This is a genomic window from Exiguobacterium sp. CH10 (assembly GCF_018617635.1).
Classification (GTDB): domain Bacteria; phylum Bacillota; class Bacilli; order Exiguobacteriales; family Exiguobacteriaceae; genus Exiguobacterium; species Exiguobacterium aestuarii_A.
In genome coordinates, this window is the sequence record NZ_JACSKO010000006.1 from 24,765 (window position 1) to 41,952 (window position 17,188).

A 17,188-nucleotide genomic window follows, 5' to 3' on the forward strand; every position below is an offset into this window, starting at 1 on the left:
GTGAGTATTGTAATTACTATGACTTGGAATAGGCTTTTTATATTATGGATTATAAAGAGGGATTTTACTTGTTTTTTGAGAAGAGGCTAATCTGTCGATAATTGTGAAGTCGTTTTCTAGAGCTACTGTCTGCCTCATATTTAGCCAGCTACGTCTCCTTGTTACGTTACGCCCTACTTATTAGGATGACGCTTCTTGAAACAGATTACCACGGCAAGTCAAATTTCTAGTCATGCAAATATTCGACCATACGGGGGTTCGGATAAAGTCACTTGAATTTGTTATGTCATTTATCTCAATAATTACTTCCAAAGTTCATGTAAACTACGACAAAGAAAATTTTCATGACTTTCACCATATAAATAGCAATTATCATATACTTAATGGGATTTATAATGATCACTACTCATCCAATAATTCTTTTTGGTCCTAATTATTTCTCTTGTTTTTCGAGCATCTTCAGTACTTTTCGACATATTAATTAATGTCTTTTGAATATCATAACAATTGTTAGATTGGACATTATTCAATAGACTATTACATAACAAATAAAGATTGGCAAAATTAGAAAAAGAAATAATCAATCCATCAGTCTCATCTATAGTCTGATCTTGGTAAACCTCTTTAAAAAACCCATCTTTATATTTATATATTTTTATAAGTTGATGAGGGAAATCCCGACCAGTTAATATTTCTAACAAAATATTTGAAGGTTTAAGTTTGCCACTCTCTTTTTTAATTAGAAAGAGCGATGCTTGATCTTCTATCGATGTAATTATCTTTTGAAGCTCAGCGATTTTAATTTCCCTTTCTTTGTTTTTTTGTAATTCACACAATTTATCAAGTGATAGTTTTATAAAAATATCACTTCTAAACAAAGATAAAGGAAAACGGTATTGGAATGCGTTTAAAGCCATCGCTACTTCCGTTATTTTATTTTGTGATATTATGATAGACATCAATTTACTCGGAGTAATTATATTAGTTTTTTTCGAATAATTATTTTTCCTTTTAACATATTCAATATGTTCAGCGGCCAACTCTTTATTAATAATGAAATTCCATTCTTTTAAGTCACACTCGGTAGTTTTTAAAAACTCCATTACACCTTCATAATCTTCATCAACTTTTTTTTTGAATTTACTAAATTCTAGTTTTTCAGGACCATAAATTGAAGTGGCAGACACTTTTTTCGATTTTTCATATTGAAGGCCATCTACTTTTCCATCTTTCACTACCCTAGTGGAGTTATAGTCAGATGATAGTAATTGTAGAATCATGTTTATTTTAGTTTCGAACTCTCCCCCGTTATAATTTTTAATTAATGACTCTATATAACTTACATTTATGTTCACTTCATCAATGGAATTTTCCATAGTATTCTCCTTATCGATTCATGTGCCATGAATTATTTAAACCTATCATTATCAAAAAAAGAGCTAAGATGAATTCCTAATCCATTACAAAACTTTTGAATTGTACTTACTTTCGGATGTTTTGTCCTCCCGCTCATCAGCTCTGAAATTGTAGCTTGATTCAATCCACCTTTTTGAATGACTTGATGGATGGTCATGTTATGTTCAGCTGCGAGCTCCTTCATCCGCTCGATGATTACCTCGTTCAACTCCACTTGCTCACCCCACGATCCAAGTTCTCTCCTCATCCTTATTCTTTACCAACGCCTCTATTCCTGTACCTTACCATAATCTCTTGAAATCAAAACACTTGTCATTATTTTCTATCTAAAATGGGTTATTTTTTACAGTTGTGCGACAAAACAAAAAATATTGAGTTACTGTTGCTCTTCATCCCTTGTACAGAGCGGATTCGACAAGAACCGTCAATTGTAAAATTTCTTACATATCAGAAAACTGATGTTCTTTTTAGCTTAATCCTGCTATATTGGAACCAACAAAAGGAAACATCTGTTTGGTCGCCGCTCTGGTTTATAGAAAGGGGAAGGCTTATGTATCGATTCGGGGAGTGGTTGAAGGAGAACCGCCGGCTCTCGGGCTGGTCACAGGTCGAACTATCAGAGAAGACATTAGGGGAGATATCGCAGCCCGCCATCAGTCAATATGAACAGAACCGGTCGGTGCCGTCGATTGCCGATATTGATCACCTGGCCCGCGCGTTCGGACACACGCTCGCAACGGTCCCGTGGGACGCCATCGACTTCGGATACGGGGCGAAGCGTTCCGTCACCAAGCTCGAGCGACGCCGGTTCGACCTGAAGGAGTTGCCACAGGCCGACTCGGTCCGCACGTTCGACGGAAAAACCTATGAACTGCACGGTTTCATCGGCATCGAGAAAGGAAGCGGCGAGGCGGTCCAGTTGACGCAGCTCTACTATCGGATCCGTACGGTCGTCTGTGACGCCCATGTGCTCGCTAAACGAAAGAATCCGGATGACGAGCTCATCCATGTCAAGAAGCGGAAAAGAGTCCGACAGTAACCGACATCGACGCAGCAGCACATCCTTAAGGATGGTCTACTCCAATCACATACCGGCGTGTCCCTCACCAGTGACCGGGTGGGCGGGATCTACGCACAGATGGTTCGGCGAGAGTCGCCTAAAACTCGCCACAAGGTCACCGCATCGTTTCGGGTCATCGAAAAACCCTGTACAGCTCCTTATCAAAACGAGGAGCGGAGTTCGTGGGGGAACGGCTAGAAACCCATCGCACCGAATCCGACTGTCCTTAATGATGTGCTGCTGCACATCAAGAGATCAAGGGAAGGAAGTGTGTACTGTGGCATCAAAAGAACAGAAACAGAACCGTAGCTTCGCCGAGAAACTCTTACGCATCCGTGGGAAGGACTATGAGGAGTGGCTCGACGAACAACATCAACAGGTTATCCAGGACAACCAGGAACTCATCATGGAGGCGCTCGAGGCGAAGCTCAGCTTCAAGTCGCCGGCGCACCAGGACTAAGGAGGGAACGACATGGGACTCAATGAGACAGGGCTCAGCTTGCTTCAGTTCTTCCAGGGGCTCGCCGTCATCGCCGCGGCCATCGCCTTCGCGATCGGGGGCTTCTACTTCATCTTCGGCGGGGATCGAGGTCGCTCGAAGGCCGTCGGTTGGCTCGTCGGTGGCGCAGTCGGCCTGATCATCGTCATGGGCGCGTTCACGCTCGCCGAGATGGTCGACCAGAACATCAAATTCTAATGCACACGCACGCAGCGTTCCAATCGGAAGGCTTTTTTTGTTGCTTGAAACGAGAGGAGGAACGAGATGCTGTTTGTACGATTCACCGACGTACCGGATACACGGATCCAGAACTATGAAAGGCTCACTTTCGCCGAGGCGGTCGTCGCGACCCATGATCTGCACCAGGCACGTAGCGAGGAAGGGACGACCTGTTCCGGTGACTTCCGGCTCTTCGACCAGAAAGACGAGTTGCTCTATCGAGGCACGTTCACGTTCGGGACTGGAGGCACCTATCCGAACCTGTATCATCAAGTGAATGACCGGGTACAACGGATCCGGACGAAGAAAGAGGATAATGCGAAGAAGATGTGGCTCCTCGACGAGATCGAGTCCGAGACACCGGAAGACTATAAGCACCCGTCCACCAAATCGAACCCGATTGTGTCGTCGACCTATCAGTCACGGCTGACCCGCTTGCAGCGCCGCCTCATCTACGGGGTTGCCACGGCCGGGGTTCTATTCACATCGTTGTTCACTGCCACGCAATGGTTCATTGATAAAGAGGCGCACGCCGAACAGGTGACCGGTGGAGAAGAGGCATGGTTAGACGCCTACGAACAGGCGCTCCAAGGTGAGGAATCCTCGCTCATCCAACTGCTAGAGCGGAAAGAGAGGTCGGAAGAAGAAAGTGCTCTATTGGTTGACCTCTATTTGGCAGAAGGCGCAGACCACAAAGCGCTCGAGCTCACGGATGACCCCATCCTGATCGAGACGAAGCTGGCTGGGCTCGACCTATCCGATCAGGAGAAATTGGAACGGCTCCAGGACTTCCAAGCGTCATATCCGACCGATGAGGGCGCGTTCGATCTTGCCGTGCTGAAACGGGACCATGAGACCGTGGCTAAAACGGATGACGTGGAGTGGACCGCTCCCCGCGTCTCCTCGAAAGTGACCGCCTATCTCTACCTCGGGGACATCGAGTCCGCTAATGAGTGGGCGTCCAAAACAAACGACCCTGCCGTACAAGTAAAGATCGATAAATACCAAGACATTACGGCCACGATCAACGAACTGAACGAAAAATTGAAGAAGACCTCTAGCAAGGACACTTCGGCCCGTGAGAAGATTCAAGCCGCTATCGCTACTGAAGAAGTTAACCTGGAAACGATTCTTTATTCAGATTAAGGTAGGTGAAATAATTGAGAACTCCGTCCCGATCACTACGATTCCCGATACGTCTAGTTTTCCCCGTCCTGTTCTGCCTGTTGGTGTTGCCGGTCGGGATTTTTTATCTACTGAACGGTGTCTACAACATCATTCGACAAATCATGACCCCAATCGTACAAGACGGACTGTTGGCCGGGGCGACGATTCCGACTCTCTCCCCCTCCCTGTTCTTGGAGGTGAGTCTTCCCTCTTCGACCGTCTTGATCGGCTTGATGTCGTTCAGTCTGTTCATCGGACTGGTCGTGTTCGGCAAGGTATGGCTGAACTTCCGGGACCTGCGGAAAGATCAGAAAGGCAGCGCCCGCTTCACCTCGTTCGATGAACTGAAGCAACAGTACCGCCGCGTCCCGGACCGGAAGAAACAGTATGACGGATTGGGCGGTGTCCCGGTTGGACGGGTCAAGAACGAGCTGTTCATCGATGACTCCCCCGTCAATAACCTGGTCATCGGGACGACCCGATCTGGGAAGGGCGAGACGTTTGTGTTCTCGACGATTGACCTGTACAGTCGAGCCAGTAATCAGGCGAGCCTGATCATCAATGACCCGAAAGGTGAGCTCTTCGCGGCCTCAAAGGAGACGCTCGAGCAACGCGGCTATCAGGTCGAGGTGTTGAACCTGATGAACCCGCTCCAATCAATGTCGTACAATCTGTTGCAGCTGACGATTGACGCATTTCTCGAAGAGAACTATTCGCTCGCCCAACAGTATGCGCGCTCGGTCGCGTTCATGTTGTACCATGACCCGAAGGCACGGGACCCGTTCTGGGCCAACTCGTCGATCGACCTGTGCACGGCGCTCATCCTCGGACTCTGTGAGGAGGCGAAGGACACGCCGGAGAAGATCAACATGTACAACGTCGCGCTCATGCTCTCGGACCTCGGCTCACGAATGGTCGTGACGCGACAAGGACAGGAAATCTCCGCGCTAGACGAGTTCTTTCAACGGTTCCCGGAGAACCATCCGGCCCGGCTCCAGTTCGCGACGCTCCACTTCTCGGGTGGTCAGACACGAGCGAGTATTTTAGCCAATACCAATGCGAAACTCGGGATCTTCACGTTGAACGGGACCGGGAAACTGACGTCGATGAACTCGCTCGACATGCGACGCATCGGATTCAACCGCTGGATCAGTGGACGGACTGAACCTTTGACACGGATCAAGTTCAAATTCCCAGATGGGACAACCCATGCGCTCACGACCGATGACGATGGCAGCTTCATCGTGTATCATACGTCGTCGCTTCAATCTGGAAACACCGTTCAAATCTCGACCGACTCAAGCACTGCGACGATCCAACTGGAAGCGCATGACGAGGAGAGTGGGAGGTTCCACTACGCCATCGACGGTGCCATCCAAATCCGAGAGGTGATGCATCAACTCCAACCTGTGGCGGTGTTCCTGATTGTCCCGGACTATGACCCGACATTCAACGTCATCGCATCTCTTTATATCAAACAGGTGTACACGGCGCTCGCCCGGGTCGCCTCGCAGACTATACAAGGCAAATGCGAGCGTCAGGTCGTCTTCTTACTCGATGAATTCGGCAACATGCCGCCGATTGAGGGCATGGCCAACATCATCACCGTCTGTCTCGGGCGCAACATGCGCTTCAATCTCGTCATCCAAGCCTATTCCCAACTCGAGAACCTATACGGAGAGGATTGGAAGACGATTGACGGCAACTGTGGGAACACGCACTATCTATTGACCGCGGACGAGTCGACCGCCGAACTGATTTCGAAGAAGCTCGGTGAGGCGACCATCGTCACGAAATCGCGCTCCGGTCAAACGTTCTCGTTCAAGAAATCGAAAACGGAGAACGTGGACGGTCGTCGGCTCATGACAGCGACCGAGGTCATGGGACTCAAAGAAGGCGAGATGCTCATCATCCGTGTCACCAAACGTCAGGACATGAAGAAGCGACGCATCCAGTCGTATCCAATCTTCCTGAGCGGCAAGACGGCGATGAAGTACCGCTACGAATACCTGGCGAACGACTTTGACACGGACCGCTCGCTGCATGATATCGACATCCCCTGCCGTCACGCCGGTCTCGACTTCGAGCAAATCCGTGTCCGTTTCGCGAAGAAGGAAGACAAGACGGATAGCAACGCGCCATCGAATCAGAAAGACACGTCCTTGACGGTACGTGACGTGCTTCAGGACAGCATCCTCCGTTCGATGTTCGAAGGGCATGACATCGGTGGGATGTCCCTCCCCGAGTTCGAGACGAACCTGAACCTAGGAGTTTACGACGTCACCGACAGCCAGAAGAGCTTTTTGAGCACAATGATCGCGAAACGACTCGAGAAACTGAAGCAAGGCACACCGTAGAGAGGAGGCCGAACCCATGGCCGAGAGTGCGAGAGAGAAGCGAATCCAGAACGAATTGCGTGTCGTCGCGAGGATCATCGAGACGCAGCGCGTCCGCCTCGAGCGGGGCGACGTGCTCAACATTCAGACGACCGATGGCTTTCTGACCGTCTATCAGGACGACACCTCAGACACCCCGAAAACTGTTACACTAATAGATAAGTTCGACTTCCGCGTCAACCTGAAAGTCGCGGATCTATTGAAGGGGAAAATCGTCTGACGGAGGGGTAAACGTTATGAGGAAACTACTTGCGGGTACTTTAGGAATCAGCTTGTTTTTACTTGGAGCTTGCTCAAATTCCAATGAGTCTTTGGTTCAACGTGATATTGAACACGTTGAGAAGGTCATGACAGCCGAAGAGGATGATTATTTGCTGATTGTAAAAGAAGAAGATGGTGAATTCGAAGAGTTCGTTGAATTCGTAAAAGAGGTAGCGAACAAAGAGAGTCAACAAGTCACGCTCTATAATACGTTTCAGCCAGATGGCGAAGAACTTGTCGATCGTGGTAACTTTGAATACACTGACGAACTAAAAGGTGCCGTTCTATACTCGATTCAAGATGGAAACGTCACAGATGAAATCAATGTTGGAATGTTGACGGCGGATAATTACAAACAACAGTTAGCAGACTTCTTTACTAGGACTCAGTAGATTGGGGGTCTTTCAATGGCTGATTCCGATTTAATCACCAAATTACAGGAATACGAAGATGTACTCCAAATAAGTAGTATGGTCAATGACGCACTGCGCTCAATGGGATGGATTCTTGTCAGAGGACTATCAGTCTTGATTGACGGCCTTGAATCAATCACGAATCAAATCCTATTAACCAATACATTCTTCAATAATGAACAAGTGGTTGAATTCGTTCTTACGATTCAACCTTTTTTGTATGTTCTTTTAGCAGGAAGTTTCTTGTTCACTGGGTACTTGTTGATTTTCCAAAAGAAATTTGAACGTGAGAGTTTTTTGATCAACCTGTTCATCACACTATTGATCTTAGGTTTACTTTCACCAACTATGAGCCGAATTCAGGAGTTCTCTGACGAGGCAATCGCAGAAATCGGAACAGACTCGCTTTACGACGGAGAAGCCTCATTATCTGAGAGTATCTTAAAGCGGAATGTGCATGATTTGATTGAGCATGATTCGAAGAATTTTGATGCTAATACAGGCGAATCATTAAATGCCATTCCGACTGAGTTGATTGATAATATCCGAATTAATGAGATTTTCGACAAGAACAACTATGACTTATCGGCAACAGGAAACAAATTGGCCGAGTCCTATATTCTATGGAACGGAAAAGAGACAAGTCTCGGTAAACTCGACCAAAGTGGCGTCGAATGGAACAACCAGTATTACTACCGCTATCAGCCGAACTGGTTGACCATCTTCGTGACACTCGGAATCATGGGCTTCACGCTGTTCTCGATCGCCTACAAACTGGCTCGTCTCTCGTTCGAGCTTGCCTTCAACTATGTCTTAGCAATCCTCGTCGCACCGGCCGATCTGCACAGTGGTCAAAAGACGAAAAAGGTCATCCAAAGCATTTTGAACACGTTCCTCGTGATCATTCTGATCTTCGTCTCCATCAAGCTGTACACGATCGGGACCGCCTATCTCGCGGAGACGTTGGACGGGTTCGCCTATCTGATCGCCCTCATCGCCTTCTCGGTCGCATTGATCGACGGGCCGAACATGGTCGAGCGGCTATTCGGAATCGATGCCGGGCTCAAAAGGGGCTGGGGTGTCGCGCTCGGCGCCTATGCTGCCGGTAAAGGCGCGACCTCGGCCGGTGCCCATGCGGTCTCGAAGGTCGCGCGAGCCACACAAGGCGTACCGAAGATGCCATCGCTCCATGAGGCCGCGACGACGCGGATGGATTCAAACGCCATACCGCAGAACGGTTCACCGCTTAGTGCAACAGGCCAATCTTCACAGCGGATGGACACCGAGAGACAAAACGATCCAGATGGTGTTGCTCAGACGAATCAAACCGCAAGTCGTAGTCAACACGACCAAGATAAACCGACAAATCCGAAGGACGTTGCGCAACCAATCAGTGGTCAAGAATCAGAACCTGAAGCGCACAGTTCTCCACATGTCAAAGAAACGTCGGGTCGCACGTCTCCCGAATCAATCCATTCGACGAACCCTGAATCAAATGCCGAACGTGGGTCCGACCATCAAACAATATTATCGGAAACGCAAAGACCGGAATCGATTCACGATCAGTCGAGCTCTGGGCATTCTCCAATCCCGGCTTCGTCGACTCTTGAACCGGTCACTGGATCTATCGATACCACATCCGGATCAAACAATCGTCACAATGAATCTCTAGCCCGAAACGACGGGACGTCACCGACAACTCATGAGGCAACACATTTAAACAATTCATCCTCGTCTTCGGCATCTGCGACAGACTCGAGTGATACGACAACAGAGAAACGCCAAGGCCGCGCCCGCCGGACCATCCATCAGGAGACCGCGCTCGACGTCGAGACCGAGGTCATCGAACAGGTGCGTGAGAATCAGACGCACCGTCATAGCCGGCACCTGGAAGAGTCGCGACGGATCTATCCGACCTCGCCACCGAAACCTGACAACATGAAGAAAAAGGAGTGATGACCCATGCGCAAATACCGGATCCCGAACGAGGTCACGACCGAGCTCAAGATCAACAAGATGCTCTATCTTCATGACTTCCTGTTCCTCGTCGGGCTCATCGTGCTCCGGCTCGTGACGCTCCCGCTCATCCCGTCGGTGCTGCACATCCCGTTCACGGTCTTTCTCGTCGTCTTCGGGCTGTTCATGGTGCTCCGGCCGGCGACGAACCCGCAGAAGCGGATGGTCCACGCGCTCTATTACGCGCTCATCAAACGGAAAGACACCTATCTCGCGCTCGACGCGCAGACGAAAGGACGTGACTGAGATGGCTTTCATCGAGGAGTCGCTACAAGAACCGAGACGCACGGGCACCTGGCTCGACGAACAGGAAGTGGTCGAGAAACGGAAAGTCAAAGACAAGGTCGTCGTCAAACCGACGGTCGCCGAACTGATGCCGGTCGTCGACATCACCGGGACCGAGGCGTTCGAGATGCGCGACGGGACGTATCTCGACATGGTCCAGCTCACCTCAAAGGACATCTACTCCTTGAATGAGGAGGAAAAAGACCATGACGTGTTCTCGCTCGCCTATCTTTTTCAAGCGTACACGCACCCACTTAAGGTAGTGCCACTGAACACACCGCTCAGTCTCGAGCGGCAGAAGATCAGCATCGAACGACAGATTCGACAAAATCAGACACCGGCCTACCTGCCCTTTCTATTGAAGAAGAAACAGGAACTTGAATACCTCGAGGAGCATCGCACCAATCGCGATTATCTCCTCTTTTTTTATGCCGACGACGAGCGGACGCTACGCGAACGGAAGACGCATCTCTATAAACTGCTCCGCCGCTCGAACCCGATGCGCGAGCTGACGCTCGACCAGAAGGTACATGTGCTCTATCAATTAAACAACCCGAACACGAAACCGCAACTCGACGCCTGAAGAAAGGAGTGACTCAGCATGTGGCAGCGCCTGCGTGACAAATTGTCCAGACACCAGGACCCGGAGACCGTCAAGATTGAGAAAGGCTATAACCCTGACGTCATCGCCAAGATCCAGCCACAGGGCGGCATTAAGTTCGACGCCAACTTCGTCCGGCTCGGGGACGGCTATCTGTCTTGCCTCCATGTCTACAAATATCAGTCGCTCGTCTATGACTACTGGCTCGAACCGATCCTGAACATGCCGGGCGTTCTGACGACGCTCGACATCGGGACGGCCGACAAGCGCGAGATCATCCAGACCATCAACAAGTCGATGGCCGAACAGAACACACGCTTCGAGAATGCGAAGGACAACATCGACCGCATCGACGCTCGAGAGACATATAAGGAGCTGAACGAGCTCTATGAACAGATCACCCAGGGCGAGACGATGAAATATCTGCATCTGCGCCTCTATGTGAAGGCGAAGACGCTCGACGCGCTCGAGGTGAAAGTACAGGAAGTGATGGAAGAACTCGAGGCCCGGAACTTCCGCTCGACGATTTTCCTGAACGAACAGGAATGGGAATGGCAGAGCCTGTTCACGAACTATGACCAACAACAAAAGCTCCCGAACCGACGCCGTGGGAAAGAGATCCCTTCCCTCTCCATCGCCGGTGGTTATCCGTTCCATTTCACGTCGCTCCAGGACGCGACCGGAACGTATTACGGGACGACCGACACGAACGGCAGCGTCATCTTTGACCTGTTCCACAAGGACAAACAGCGCAAGTTCTATAACGCGCTCATGATCGGCAAGATGGGATCCGGGAAATCGACACTCCTCAAGAAGACCGTGCTCGATCAGGCGATCAAGGGCAACAAGATCCGCATCCTCGACGTCACGGGCGAATTCTCCGACCTCGTGCGTCAGCTCGGTGGGAAAGAGATCGCGCTCGACGGGTCGGCCGGGCTCATCAACCCGCTCCATGTCTATAAGACGGTGACGAATAATGACGGCAGCGCCAACGAGGCACTCTCGTTCATGCAGCATCTGTCGAAGATGGCCGTGTTCTATCACTACATCAATCCGGCGGCGACGCAGGAAGAAACGAACGAATTCGAGATCCTGCTCCGGGACTTGTACGTTCGGCACGGGCTCTGGGACGAACAAGGCGAACTACCGATCACGACGCATCCGGCGAAGCGGTACCCGACGTTCTCCGACTTCTTGCATCTCGTGCGTCGTGAGCTCTACACGGACGACACGCGCACCTCAATCAAGGAAGCGATCAGCCCGAACCGGGTCCGACGTCTCGAGAACATCGAGCTCGCCGTCACGAACCTCGTCCATAACTACGGCAACATCTTCGACGGGCACTCCTCGATCGACCGGTTCGACGAGGAGCTCATCGTCTCGTTCCCGCTCCGGAACCTGACGAGCCTACGGGACGAAGTGTTCCAGGCGCAGGTGTTCTCCTTGATGAACATGCTGTGGGACGGGATGATCGCCAACGGTTCGAGTCAACTGAAGGCTTATAACCAGGGCGTGCTCCGGACCGAAGAGGCATGCAAGTATCTCATCGTCATCGATGAGGCGCACCACTTGATCAACACGCGCGACATCGCGCAGCCGGCCATCCTGTATCTGCAACGTTGCATGCGCGAGGCGCGCAAGTATTTCGGCGGCATCTTTTTCGTGTCGCATCTGATCACAGACTTCGTGCCGGCCGGATCGAAGTCCGAGAACGCGGAGAACGTCAAGTCGCTCTTCCAGCTTACGCAATACAAGATCATCGGCGAACAGGATGCGGAGAGCATCCCGATCATCCAGACGGTGTTTGATGGCCAACTTTCGAATTCCGAGATGCGGATCATCCCCTCGCTCGAGACGGGGCGTGTCGTCCTCAGCATTTCCGGCGTGCAGAACCTCATCTTTGACGTCGATGTCGCACCCGAGGAGCTCGCCCTGTTCGGTGGAGGTGCCTGATGTGGGCGGCCGCGAAACGGACCGCCCGATTCGCCGTCACATCGAAATGGCAACTCGCGACGCTGAAGTGGCGGCTCATCCTGCTCGGCATCGTGGCACTCGTCTTGTTCTTGATCATCCTCACCGTCGGAATCCTCGACACGCTCACAGGTGTCCAGAACGAACAACCGACCGACGTCACGTTCGACACAACAGGCGGTCTCCAGGTGAGTGACCAGGTGCTCCAATATCGAGCCTTGGTCGAATCGGAACTGACGAAGCACGGGCTGGCCGAACAGACGAACCTCGTGCTCGCGCTCATGATGCAGGAGAGCGGCGGACGCGGGAACGACCCGATGCAGGCGAGCGAATCGAAGTGTGGACGGATTGGGTGCATCACCTCGCCCGAAGAAAGTATCGTCTATGGCGTCAAACATTTCGCGTCCGTCTTCGAACGGGCGAACCGTGACGTGCACCTTACGTTACAGAGCTACAACTTCGGCGGCGGCTTTATCGAGTATGTTCAGGAGAACGGCGGACGTTACTCGAAAGAACTCGCCATCTCGTTCTCCCAGATGATGTATCAGCGCGTGAAGCACACCGGCATTTACCGTTGCCATCGACCGAGTGCTGTCCAGCACGGCGCCTGTTACGGGGACATCGAGTATGTCGATGCGGTGTTGAAATATCTCGCACCGGTCGCCGTCGCCGACGGAGTCATCACGAAAGAACTGTTGTCGGGGTTACGTTCCCCACTCGCCATCCCGCTCAACGTGACATCGCGTTTCGGGTGGCGCGTCGTTTTCGGACAACGGGACAACCACACCGGCATCGACTTCAGTTGCACGCCTTCCGACACGATCCACGTGGTCAAGAGCGGCACCGTCATCTATAGCGGGAACCGTGGACCGTATGGCAATCTCGTCCAGGTCCGGCACGACAACTACATCACGGCGTACGCACACCTGAGTCGTCTCGGCGTCCAGACCGGACAACAGATTGACGCCGGACAGGCGATCGGGTACTGCGGCACGACCGGTCGCTCGAGCGGGAACCATCTGCATTTCGAGATCAAGACGGGTGAATGGTCCGGTCATATCGACCCCGCCCCGGTCTTCGGATTTTGAGTCATGGATGTATGGAAAGGAGGAAGAAGAATGAACTTCACCGCACGTCACCTCGCGTACCTGTTCGGGGTACTGCTTCTCGTTTCACTCGCGGCGAACGCCTTTTTCTATCAACAAGCGACGGCTGTCACGAGTATTTCAGACCCTAGTGAGACGAAAAACGAGAGCGTCACTTCCCTTGAATCGGCAACCTCCGAGGATACGTCAGCGGACACCGAACAAGTCGTCGCTTCAAAGGAGACGGAACGAATGGAGGAGCTGACGACACAGGCGACGCGCTTCGTCGAGTACGCCTTCACCATCACGAAGGACAGTTACACGACCCAGAAACGACAGGCGAAGGACGTCATGTCGGAGGAACTCGCGGCCACACTCTTCGCCGCTGATGGGAGCGACGTCGGCACGTTCGAGACGACCGTCCGCGACATTGAGGTGTTCCCTTCTGACTCCGGAGAAGAATGTCTCATACGGTTCGAACAAGACCTGTCGATCACCGAGACAGGTTATGAAGAGGTGACGCAAGAATTGTTAGCCCTGACATTTGAGTCCATCGACGGCCATTTGGTCGTCACAGAGATGGAAGACCTGACACCTGAAGGAGGAATCTAGATGCGACGACAAACACGACGGCGTCTCACCCAGAACGTCTCCCGGTTCTACCTCGTACTCGGCGCATTCTTTGTCATCGGCTTCCTCTTCTTTGGTACCTCGTCGTTCTTCTTCGCCGAGGAGGCACCGGTCAATGAGACGCCGATCAACGAGGCAATCCGTCTCTCGAACGGGGAGACCGTGACGCTCCACGCGTCCAGTTACGATACGGAGGCCAAGACAATACGCATCCGACTCTCGCTCGATGAAGCACCAGGTAACACGAACGATCATCTCTTCCGCTATGTCTATAAGGCACGTCCGGATTCCGAGAAGGAAGTCATGGTGCTGTATGACCGGAACGATCAATACGTGCTCGAATTGAAAGATGTGCCGAGCGACTTCGACCAGCTCGCTGTCCGGATTTACGGATTGGATGAGTCACAATCGATCGACACACTCACATCCGAGGAACGGGAGAACAGTCTTTTGACGTCACTCTATGCCGACCACCGGACCATCGAACAGGCGAACCACAGTTCATCTGATGAGACAACCTTCACGAGACTATTCGTCGAGGACGAGCTCGCGGAGACCGAACGGCATTTGGAAACAGCACAGCAGTCAGTCGAAGCACAACGGCAACAGATCGAGCGACTCGACCGTGACAAAGAGGAACTTGAGGACGAACTCCCCTATCTTTCGCTCGACGAACAGGTCGAACAGGAGAACGAAATCTTCGACCTCGGCCGGAAGCGTGACGAGCTCACACTGGAACTCGAGAAACTCGAACAGTCGGTCCAAGCACTCGAAGAAAAGCACGACAAATTGCGCGTTAGGCTCCGGGAACTGTCGATTTAAGTGGCACATTTCGTGCCAAATCGTTGGTTTTACTGGCACATTTCGTGCCACTTTCGGACTTTTGGTGATATCACGGAAACCCCAGGCTCTGCCTGGGCTATCACGACAAGTGATAGCAGTTTCCCCTTATGCTCTTTGAACGAACTTTTTAGGACCTCGGCAATATACAGCCTCTAGAAAGGTGGTCAGGCAGATGGATCTGTTACTCCGCGACATCGACCCCGTCATCGTGAAGCAAATCGATGAATGGGCGAAGGAACACAACCGCTCCCGGCAACAATATTTGAAAGAACTGCTCGCCTCCTGGTGCGCGAACGGCATCCAATCGACGCAGGTCGAGCGGCTCGAACGACAGCTCGAGGCAAACACACTCCACCTGAAACGAAGTGCGGACGAGCTCGCCGAGGTGACCCGGTTGTTGAACGAGGTGATGCAGGATGCGTGAGACGCCGGGCGTCGTTATCAAGTCGAAATTTAAGGTGCCGGGCACGAAAAAGAAGTCGCGTCGTTATACGACATACCTCGACTACATCAATCGACCGGACGCGAAAGACAGCCGCGAACAGTTCGAAACATATCACGACTATATGGAAGACGAGACGAAATCGAGCGGTCTGTTCACACGTGAGGACGACCGATTGAATGACGAAAAACGTCGCGCTGTCCGCGACATCTTCAAGCATGCACAAGAGAACGGGAGTATCCTTTGGCAAGACGTTATCTCGTTCGACAACACCTGGCTACTAGAGACCGGTGTGCTCCACGACGACCTCGTCGACGAGAAACGGTTGATCCAGGCGACGCGGAACGCGGTCGAGACGATGCTCCAAAAAGAGAAGATGGTCCATGCCTACTGGACCGGTGCCGTGCATTACAACACCGACAACATTCACGTGCATGTCGCCATCGTCGAGACGAGTCACATGCGCGAGCGCGGCAAACGCAAACCGAAATCGATCGAGCTGATGAAGTCGAAGGTCATCCATTCCCTCGCCGACCGGACGAAAGAACAGGAGAAACTGAACGCCTTCATCCGCGACGAGTTGGTCGCCCATAAACGGAACCGGAAGATTCAAACGCTCCCGAACCGTGTCCTGCATCCCGACCTCGTCTGTCAGTTCAAGGACATCTATGAACGGTTGCCGGAAGACAAACGACAGTGGCGCTACAACATGAACGGGATGCAGCCGCTCCAGGAATCACTCGACCGTCTGACCGACCGCTATATCGACATTCACTTCAAATCAGAGTTTCAAGCCTTCAACGAGCGGCTTGAACAGGAAGTATTGTTCCATCGTCGCAGCTATGGCGACACGGAGAAGGCCGAGCGTTATCGGACGACGAAACGACAGGACCTCTACACCCGGATGGGGAACGCCATCCTCTCTGAGATGCGCGACTTGTCGAAAAAACAGGCGCCATTCAAGAAAAGTGAAACCCCTAAACATCCGGTCCGACGCGCGTTCAACCAGCAAAAGATATTCAACGAATCACTCTACCGGATCGAACGGCACATGAATGACGAGTTCGAACATTTGAAGAACCAACGCGCTTTCGAACAGCTGGAGCGGGACATCGAATATGGAAAGTGAGGGAGGACGATGGAAGAGTTGAGACAGATCCGCCTTCGATTAAAGCCGGAGACGGTCGCGTATTTGGAGGAGTTCGCCGACGACAAACGCTTCGGCCATCTCGGTCAGGTCATCGACCATATCGCAGACGAGCATAAAGAACTGACTGACGAGCAGTGGGACATGCAGTTCCTCACCCGCTCGATCAGCACGCAGGTTTCCCGTCATATAGAGGAGTCGATCAACGAGCAGGTATCGACAGAACTCGAGCGGATCCGGTTCGCCGCGAACCGCTCTGACCGTCACGGGCAAATCCTGACAGAGCTCCTGCAGGCGCTCATGCAGACCGAGGGCATCGAGGACATCATGACGACGGACCAGTTCAAGCCGACGTTCCTCGAGACGGCGGAACGCATCGTCCAGGAACGTATCGAACACCAAAAACAGAAGAAGGACACACTAACTTTTGAGAGAGGATGAATTCTATGCGACCACTTAACCGTCCCTTCACGATGGGACAACTGTTGACGCTTCGACCCGACACCGTTACGGTCCTCATCTATGGAAAACGGTACGACATTCCGGTGTCCGTTTCCGAGCACCAACTTTTAACCGCCATCGCAAAAGACGAAATCGTCTTGCTTCCCGTCAATTTCGAACGGACACGGCTGTTACTCGACATCCCGGATACGTCGCCACAACTTGAACGTGAACTGAACGAATTCACGGATACTACAGAACCTGTCACCGACTTGTTGAAGGAAGGAGTCTGACAC

The 17,188-nt window shown here is 51.7% G+C and carries 20 protein-coding genes; 18 read left to right on the forward strand and 2 right to left on the reverse strand.

What is annotated here, in order from left to right:
• Nucleotides 1-380: 380 nt before the first annotated feature.
• Both KNP04_RS14005 and KNP04_RS14010 read right to left on the reverse strand, forming a co-directional pair.
• The gene (locus KNP04_RS14005) at nucleotides 381-1,376 is read right to left on the reverse strand and encodes a hypothetical protein (RefSeq protein WP_214876916.1); all 996 of its coding nucleotides are present in this window, start codon (nucleotides 1,374-1,376) and stop codon (nucleotides 381-383) included.
• A gap of 32 nt (nucleotides 1,377-1,408) precedes the next feature.
• A complete protein-coding gene (locus tag KNP04_RS14010) occupies nucleotides 1,409-1,600 on the reverse strand; it encodes a helix-turn-helix domain-containing protein (protein WP_214876918.1) in 192 nt (63 codons plus the stop codon).
• A 147-nt stretch (nucleotides 1,601-1,747) separates the two neighbouring features.
• On the opposite strand from KNP04_RS14010, the gene KNP04_RS14015 reads away from it, so the two are divergent.
• From KNP04_RS14015 to KNP04_RS14100, 18 genes are all read left to right on the forward strand, one after another.
• Nucleotides 1,748-2,455, forward strand: coding sequence for a helix-turn-helix domain-containing protein (locus KNP04_RS14015; protein WP_214876920.1), 708 nt, complete (start codon nucleotides 1,748-1,750; stop codon nucleotides 2,453-2,455).
• 298 nt (nucleotides 2,456-2,753) lie between these two features.
• Entirely contained in the window at nucleotides 2,754-2,936 is a 183-nt protein-coding gene (locus KNP04_RS14020) for a hypothetical protein (protein WP_051627825.1), read from the forward strand.
• A 12-nt stretch (nucleotides 2,937-2,948) separates the two neighbouring features.
• Complete coding sequence (locus KNP04_RS14025) at nucleotides 2,949-3,173, forward strand: hypothetical protein (RefSeq protein WP_012390467.1); 225 nt, start codon at nucleotides 2,949-2,951, stop codon at nucleotides 3,171-3,173.
• 66 nt (nucleotides 3,174-3,239) lie between these two features.
• On the forward strand, nucleotides 3,240-4,340 hold the full coding sequence (locus KNP04_RS14030; RefSeq protein ID WP_214876922.1) for a hypothetical protein: 1,101 nt from the start codon (nucleotides 3,240-3,242) through the stop codon (nucleotides 4,338-4,340).
• 143 nt (nucleotides 4,341-4,483) lie between these two features.
• A complete protein-coding gene (locus tag KNP04_RS14035) occupies nucleotides 4,484-6,718 on the forward strand; it encodes a VirD4-like conjugal transfer protein, CD1115 family (RefSeq protein ID WP_214876925.1) in 2,235 nt (744 codons plus the stop codon).
• 16 nt (nucleotides 6,719-6,734) lie between these two features.
• Nucleotides 6,735-6,977 carry a hypothetical protein gene (locus KNP04_RS14040; RefSeq protein WP_012390470.1) on the forward strand — a complete coding sequence of 81 codons (243 nt, stop codon included), beginning with the start codon at nucleotides 6,735-6,737 and terminating at the stop codon, nucleotides 6,975-6,977.
• A gap of 16 nt (nucleotides 6,978-6,993) precedes the next feature.
• On the forward strand, nucleotides 6,994-7,410 hold the full coding sequence (locus KNP04_RS14045; protein WP_214876927.1) for a hypothetical protein: 417 nt from the start codon (nucleotides 6,994-6,996) through the stop codon (nucleotides 7,408-7,410).
• Nucleotides 7,411-7,425: 15 nt separating this feature from the next.
• Nucleotides 7,426-9,387: a pLS20_p028 family conjugation system transmembrane protein gene (locus KNP04_RS14050; RefSeq protein WP_214876929.1), complete on the forward strand. Its 1,962-nt coding sequence runs from the start codon at nucleotides 7,426-7,428 to the stop codon at nucleotides 9,385-9,387.
• 6 nt (nucleotides 9,388-9,393) lie between these two features.
• Nucleotides 9,394-9,693 carry a DUF5592 family protein gene (locus KNP04_RS14055; protein WP_214828554.1) on the forward strand — a complete coding sequence of 100 codons (300 nt, stop codon included), beginning with the start codon at nucleotides 9,394-9,396 and terminating at the stop codon, nucleotides 9,691-9,693.
• 1 nt (nucleotide 9,694) lies between these two features.
• The gene (locus KNP04_RS14060) at nucleotides 9,695-10,315 is read left to right on the forward strand and encodes a hypothetical protein (protein ID WP_214876930.1); all 621 of its coding nucleotides are present in this window, start codon (nucleotides 9,695-9,697) and stop codon (nucleotides 10,313-10,315) included.
• A gap of 18 nt (nucleotides 10,316-10,333) precedes the next feature.
• On the forward strand, nucleotides 10,334-12,286 hold the full coding sequence (locus KNP04_RS14065; RefSeq protein ID WP_214876932.1) for a VirB4 family type IV secretion system protein: 1,953 nt from the start codon (nucleotides 10,334-10,336) through the stop codon (nucleotides 12,284-12,286).
• The gene (locus KNP04_RS14070) at nucleotides 12,286-13,392 is read left to right on the forward strand and encodes a lysozyme family protein (protein ID WP_214876934.1); all 1,107 of its coding nucleotides are present in this window, start codon (nucleotides 12,286-12,288) and stop codon (nucleotides 13,390-13,392) included. The genes KNP04_RS14065 and KNP04_RS14070 overlap by 1 nt, the downstream gene beginning before the upstream one ends.
• Nucleotides 13,393-13,422: 30 nt before the next feature.
• Entirely contained in the window at nucleotides 13,423-14,001 is a 579-nt protein-coding gene (locus KNP04_RS14075; protein WP_214876936.1) for a hypothetical protein, read from the forward strand.
• Nucleotides 14,002-14,841, forward strand: a complete 840-nt coding sequence (locus KNP04_RS14080) for a hypothetical protein (protein WP_214876937.1) — start codon at nucleotides 14,002-14,004, stop codon at nucleotides 14,839-14,841.
• 193 nt (nucleotides 14,842-15,034) lie between these two features.
• On the forward strand, nucleotides 15,035-15,286 hold the full coding sequence (locus tag KNP04_RS14085; protein ID WP_029596487.1) for a hypothetical protein: 252 nt from the start codon (nucleotides 15,035-15,037) through the stop codon (nucleotides 15,284-15,286).
• Complete coding sequence (gene mobP2 / locus KNP04_RS14090) at nucleotides 15,279-16,433, forward strand: MobP2 family relaxase (RefSeq protein WP_214876939.1); 1,155 nt, start codon at nucleotides 15,279-15,281, stop codon at nucleotides 16,431-16,433. Before KNP04_RS14085 ends, mobP2 begins: the two co-directional genes overlap by 8 nt.
• Nucleotides 16,434-16,442: 9 nt before the next feature.
• Nucleotides 16,443-16,892: a hypothetical protein gene (locus KNP04_RS14095; RefSeq protein ID WP_214876942.1), complete on the forward strand. Its 450-nt coding sequence runs from the start codon at nucleotides 16,443-16,445 to the stop codon at nucleotides 16,890-16,892.
• A gap of 5 nt (nucleotides 16,893-16,897) precedes the next feature.
• The gene (locus KNP04_RS14100) at nucleotides 16,898-17,185 is read left to right on the forward strand and encodes a hypothetical protein (RefSeq protein ID WP_214876944.1); all 288 of its coding nucleotides are present in this window, start codon (nucleotides 16,898-16,900) and stop codon (nucleotides 17,183-17,185) included.
• Nucleotides 17,186-17,188: the final 3 nt, after the last annotated feature.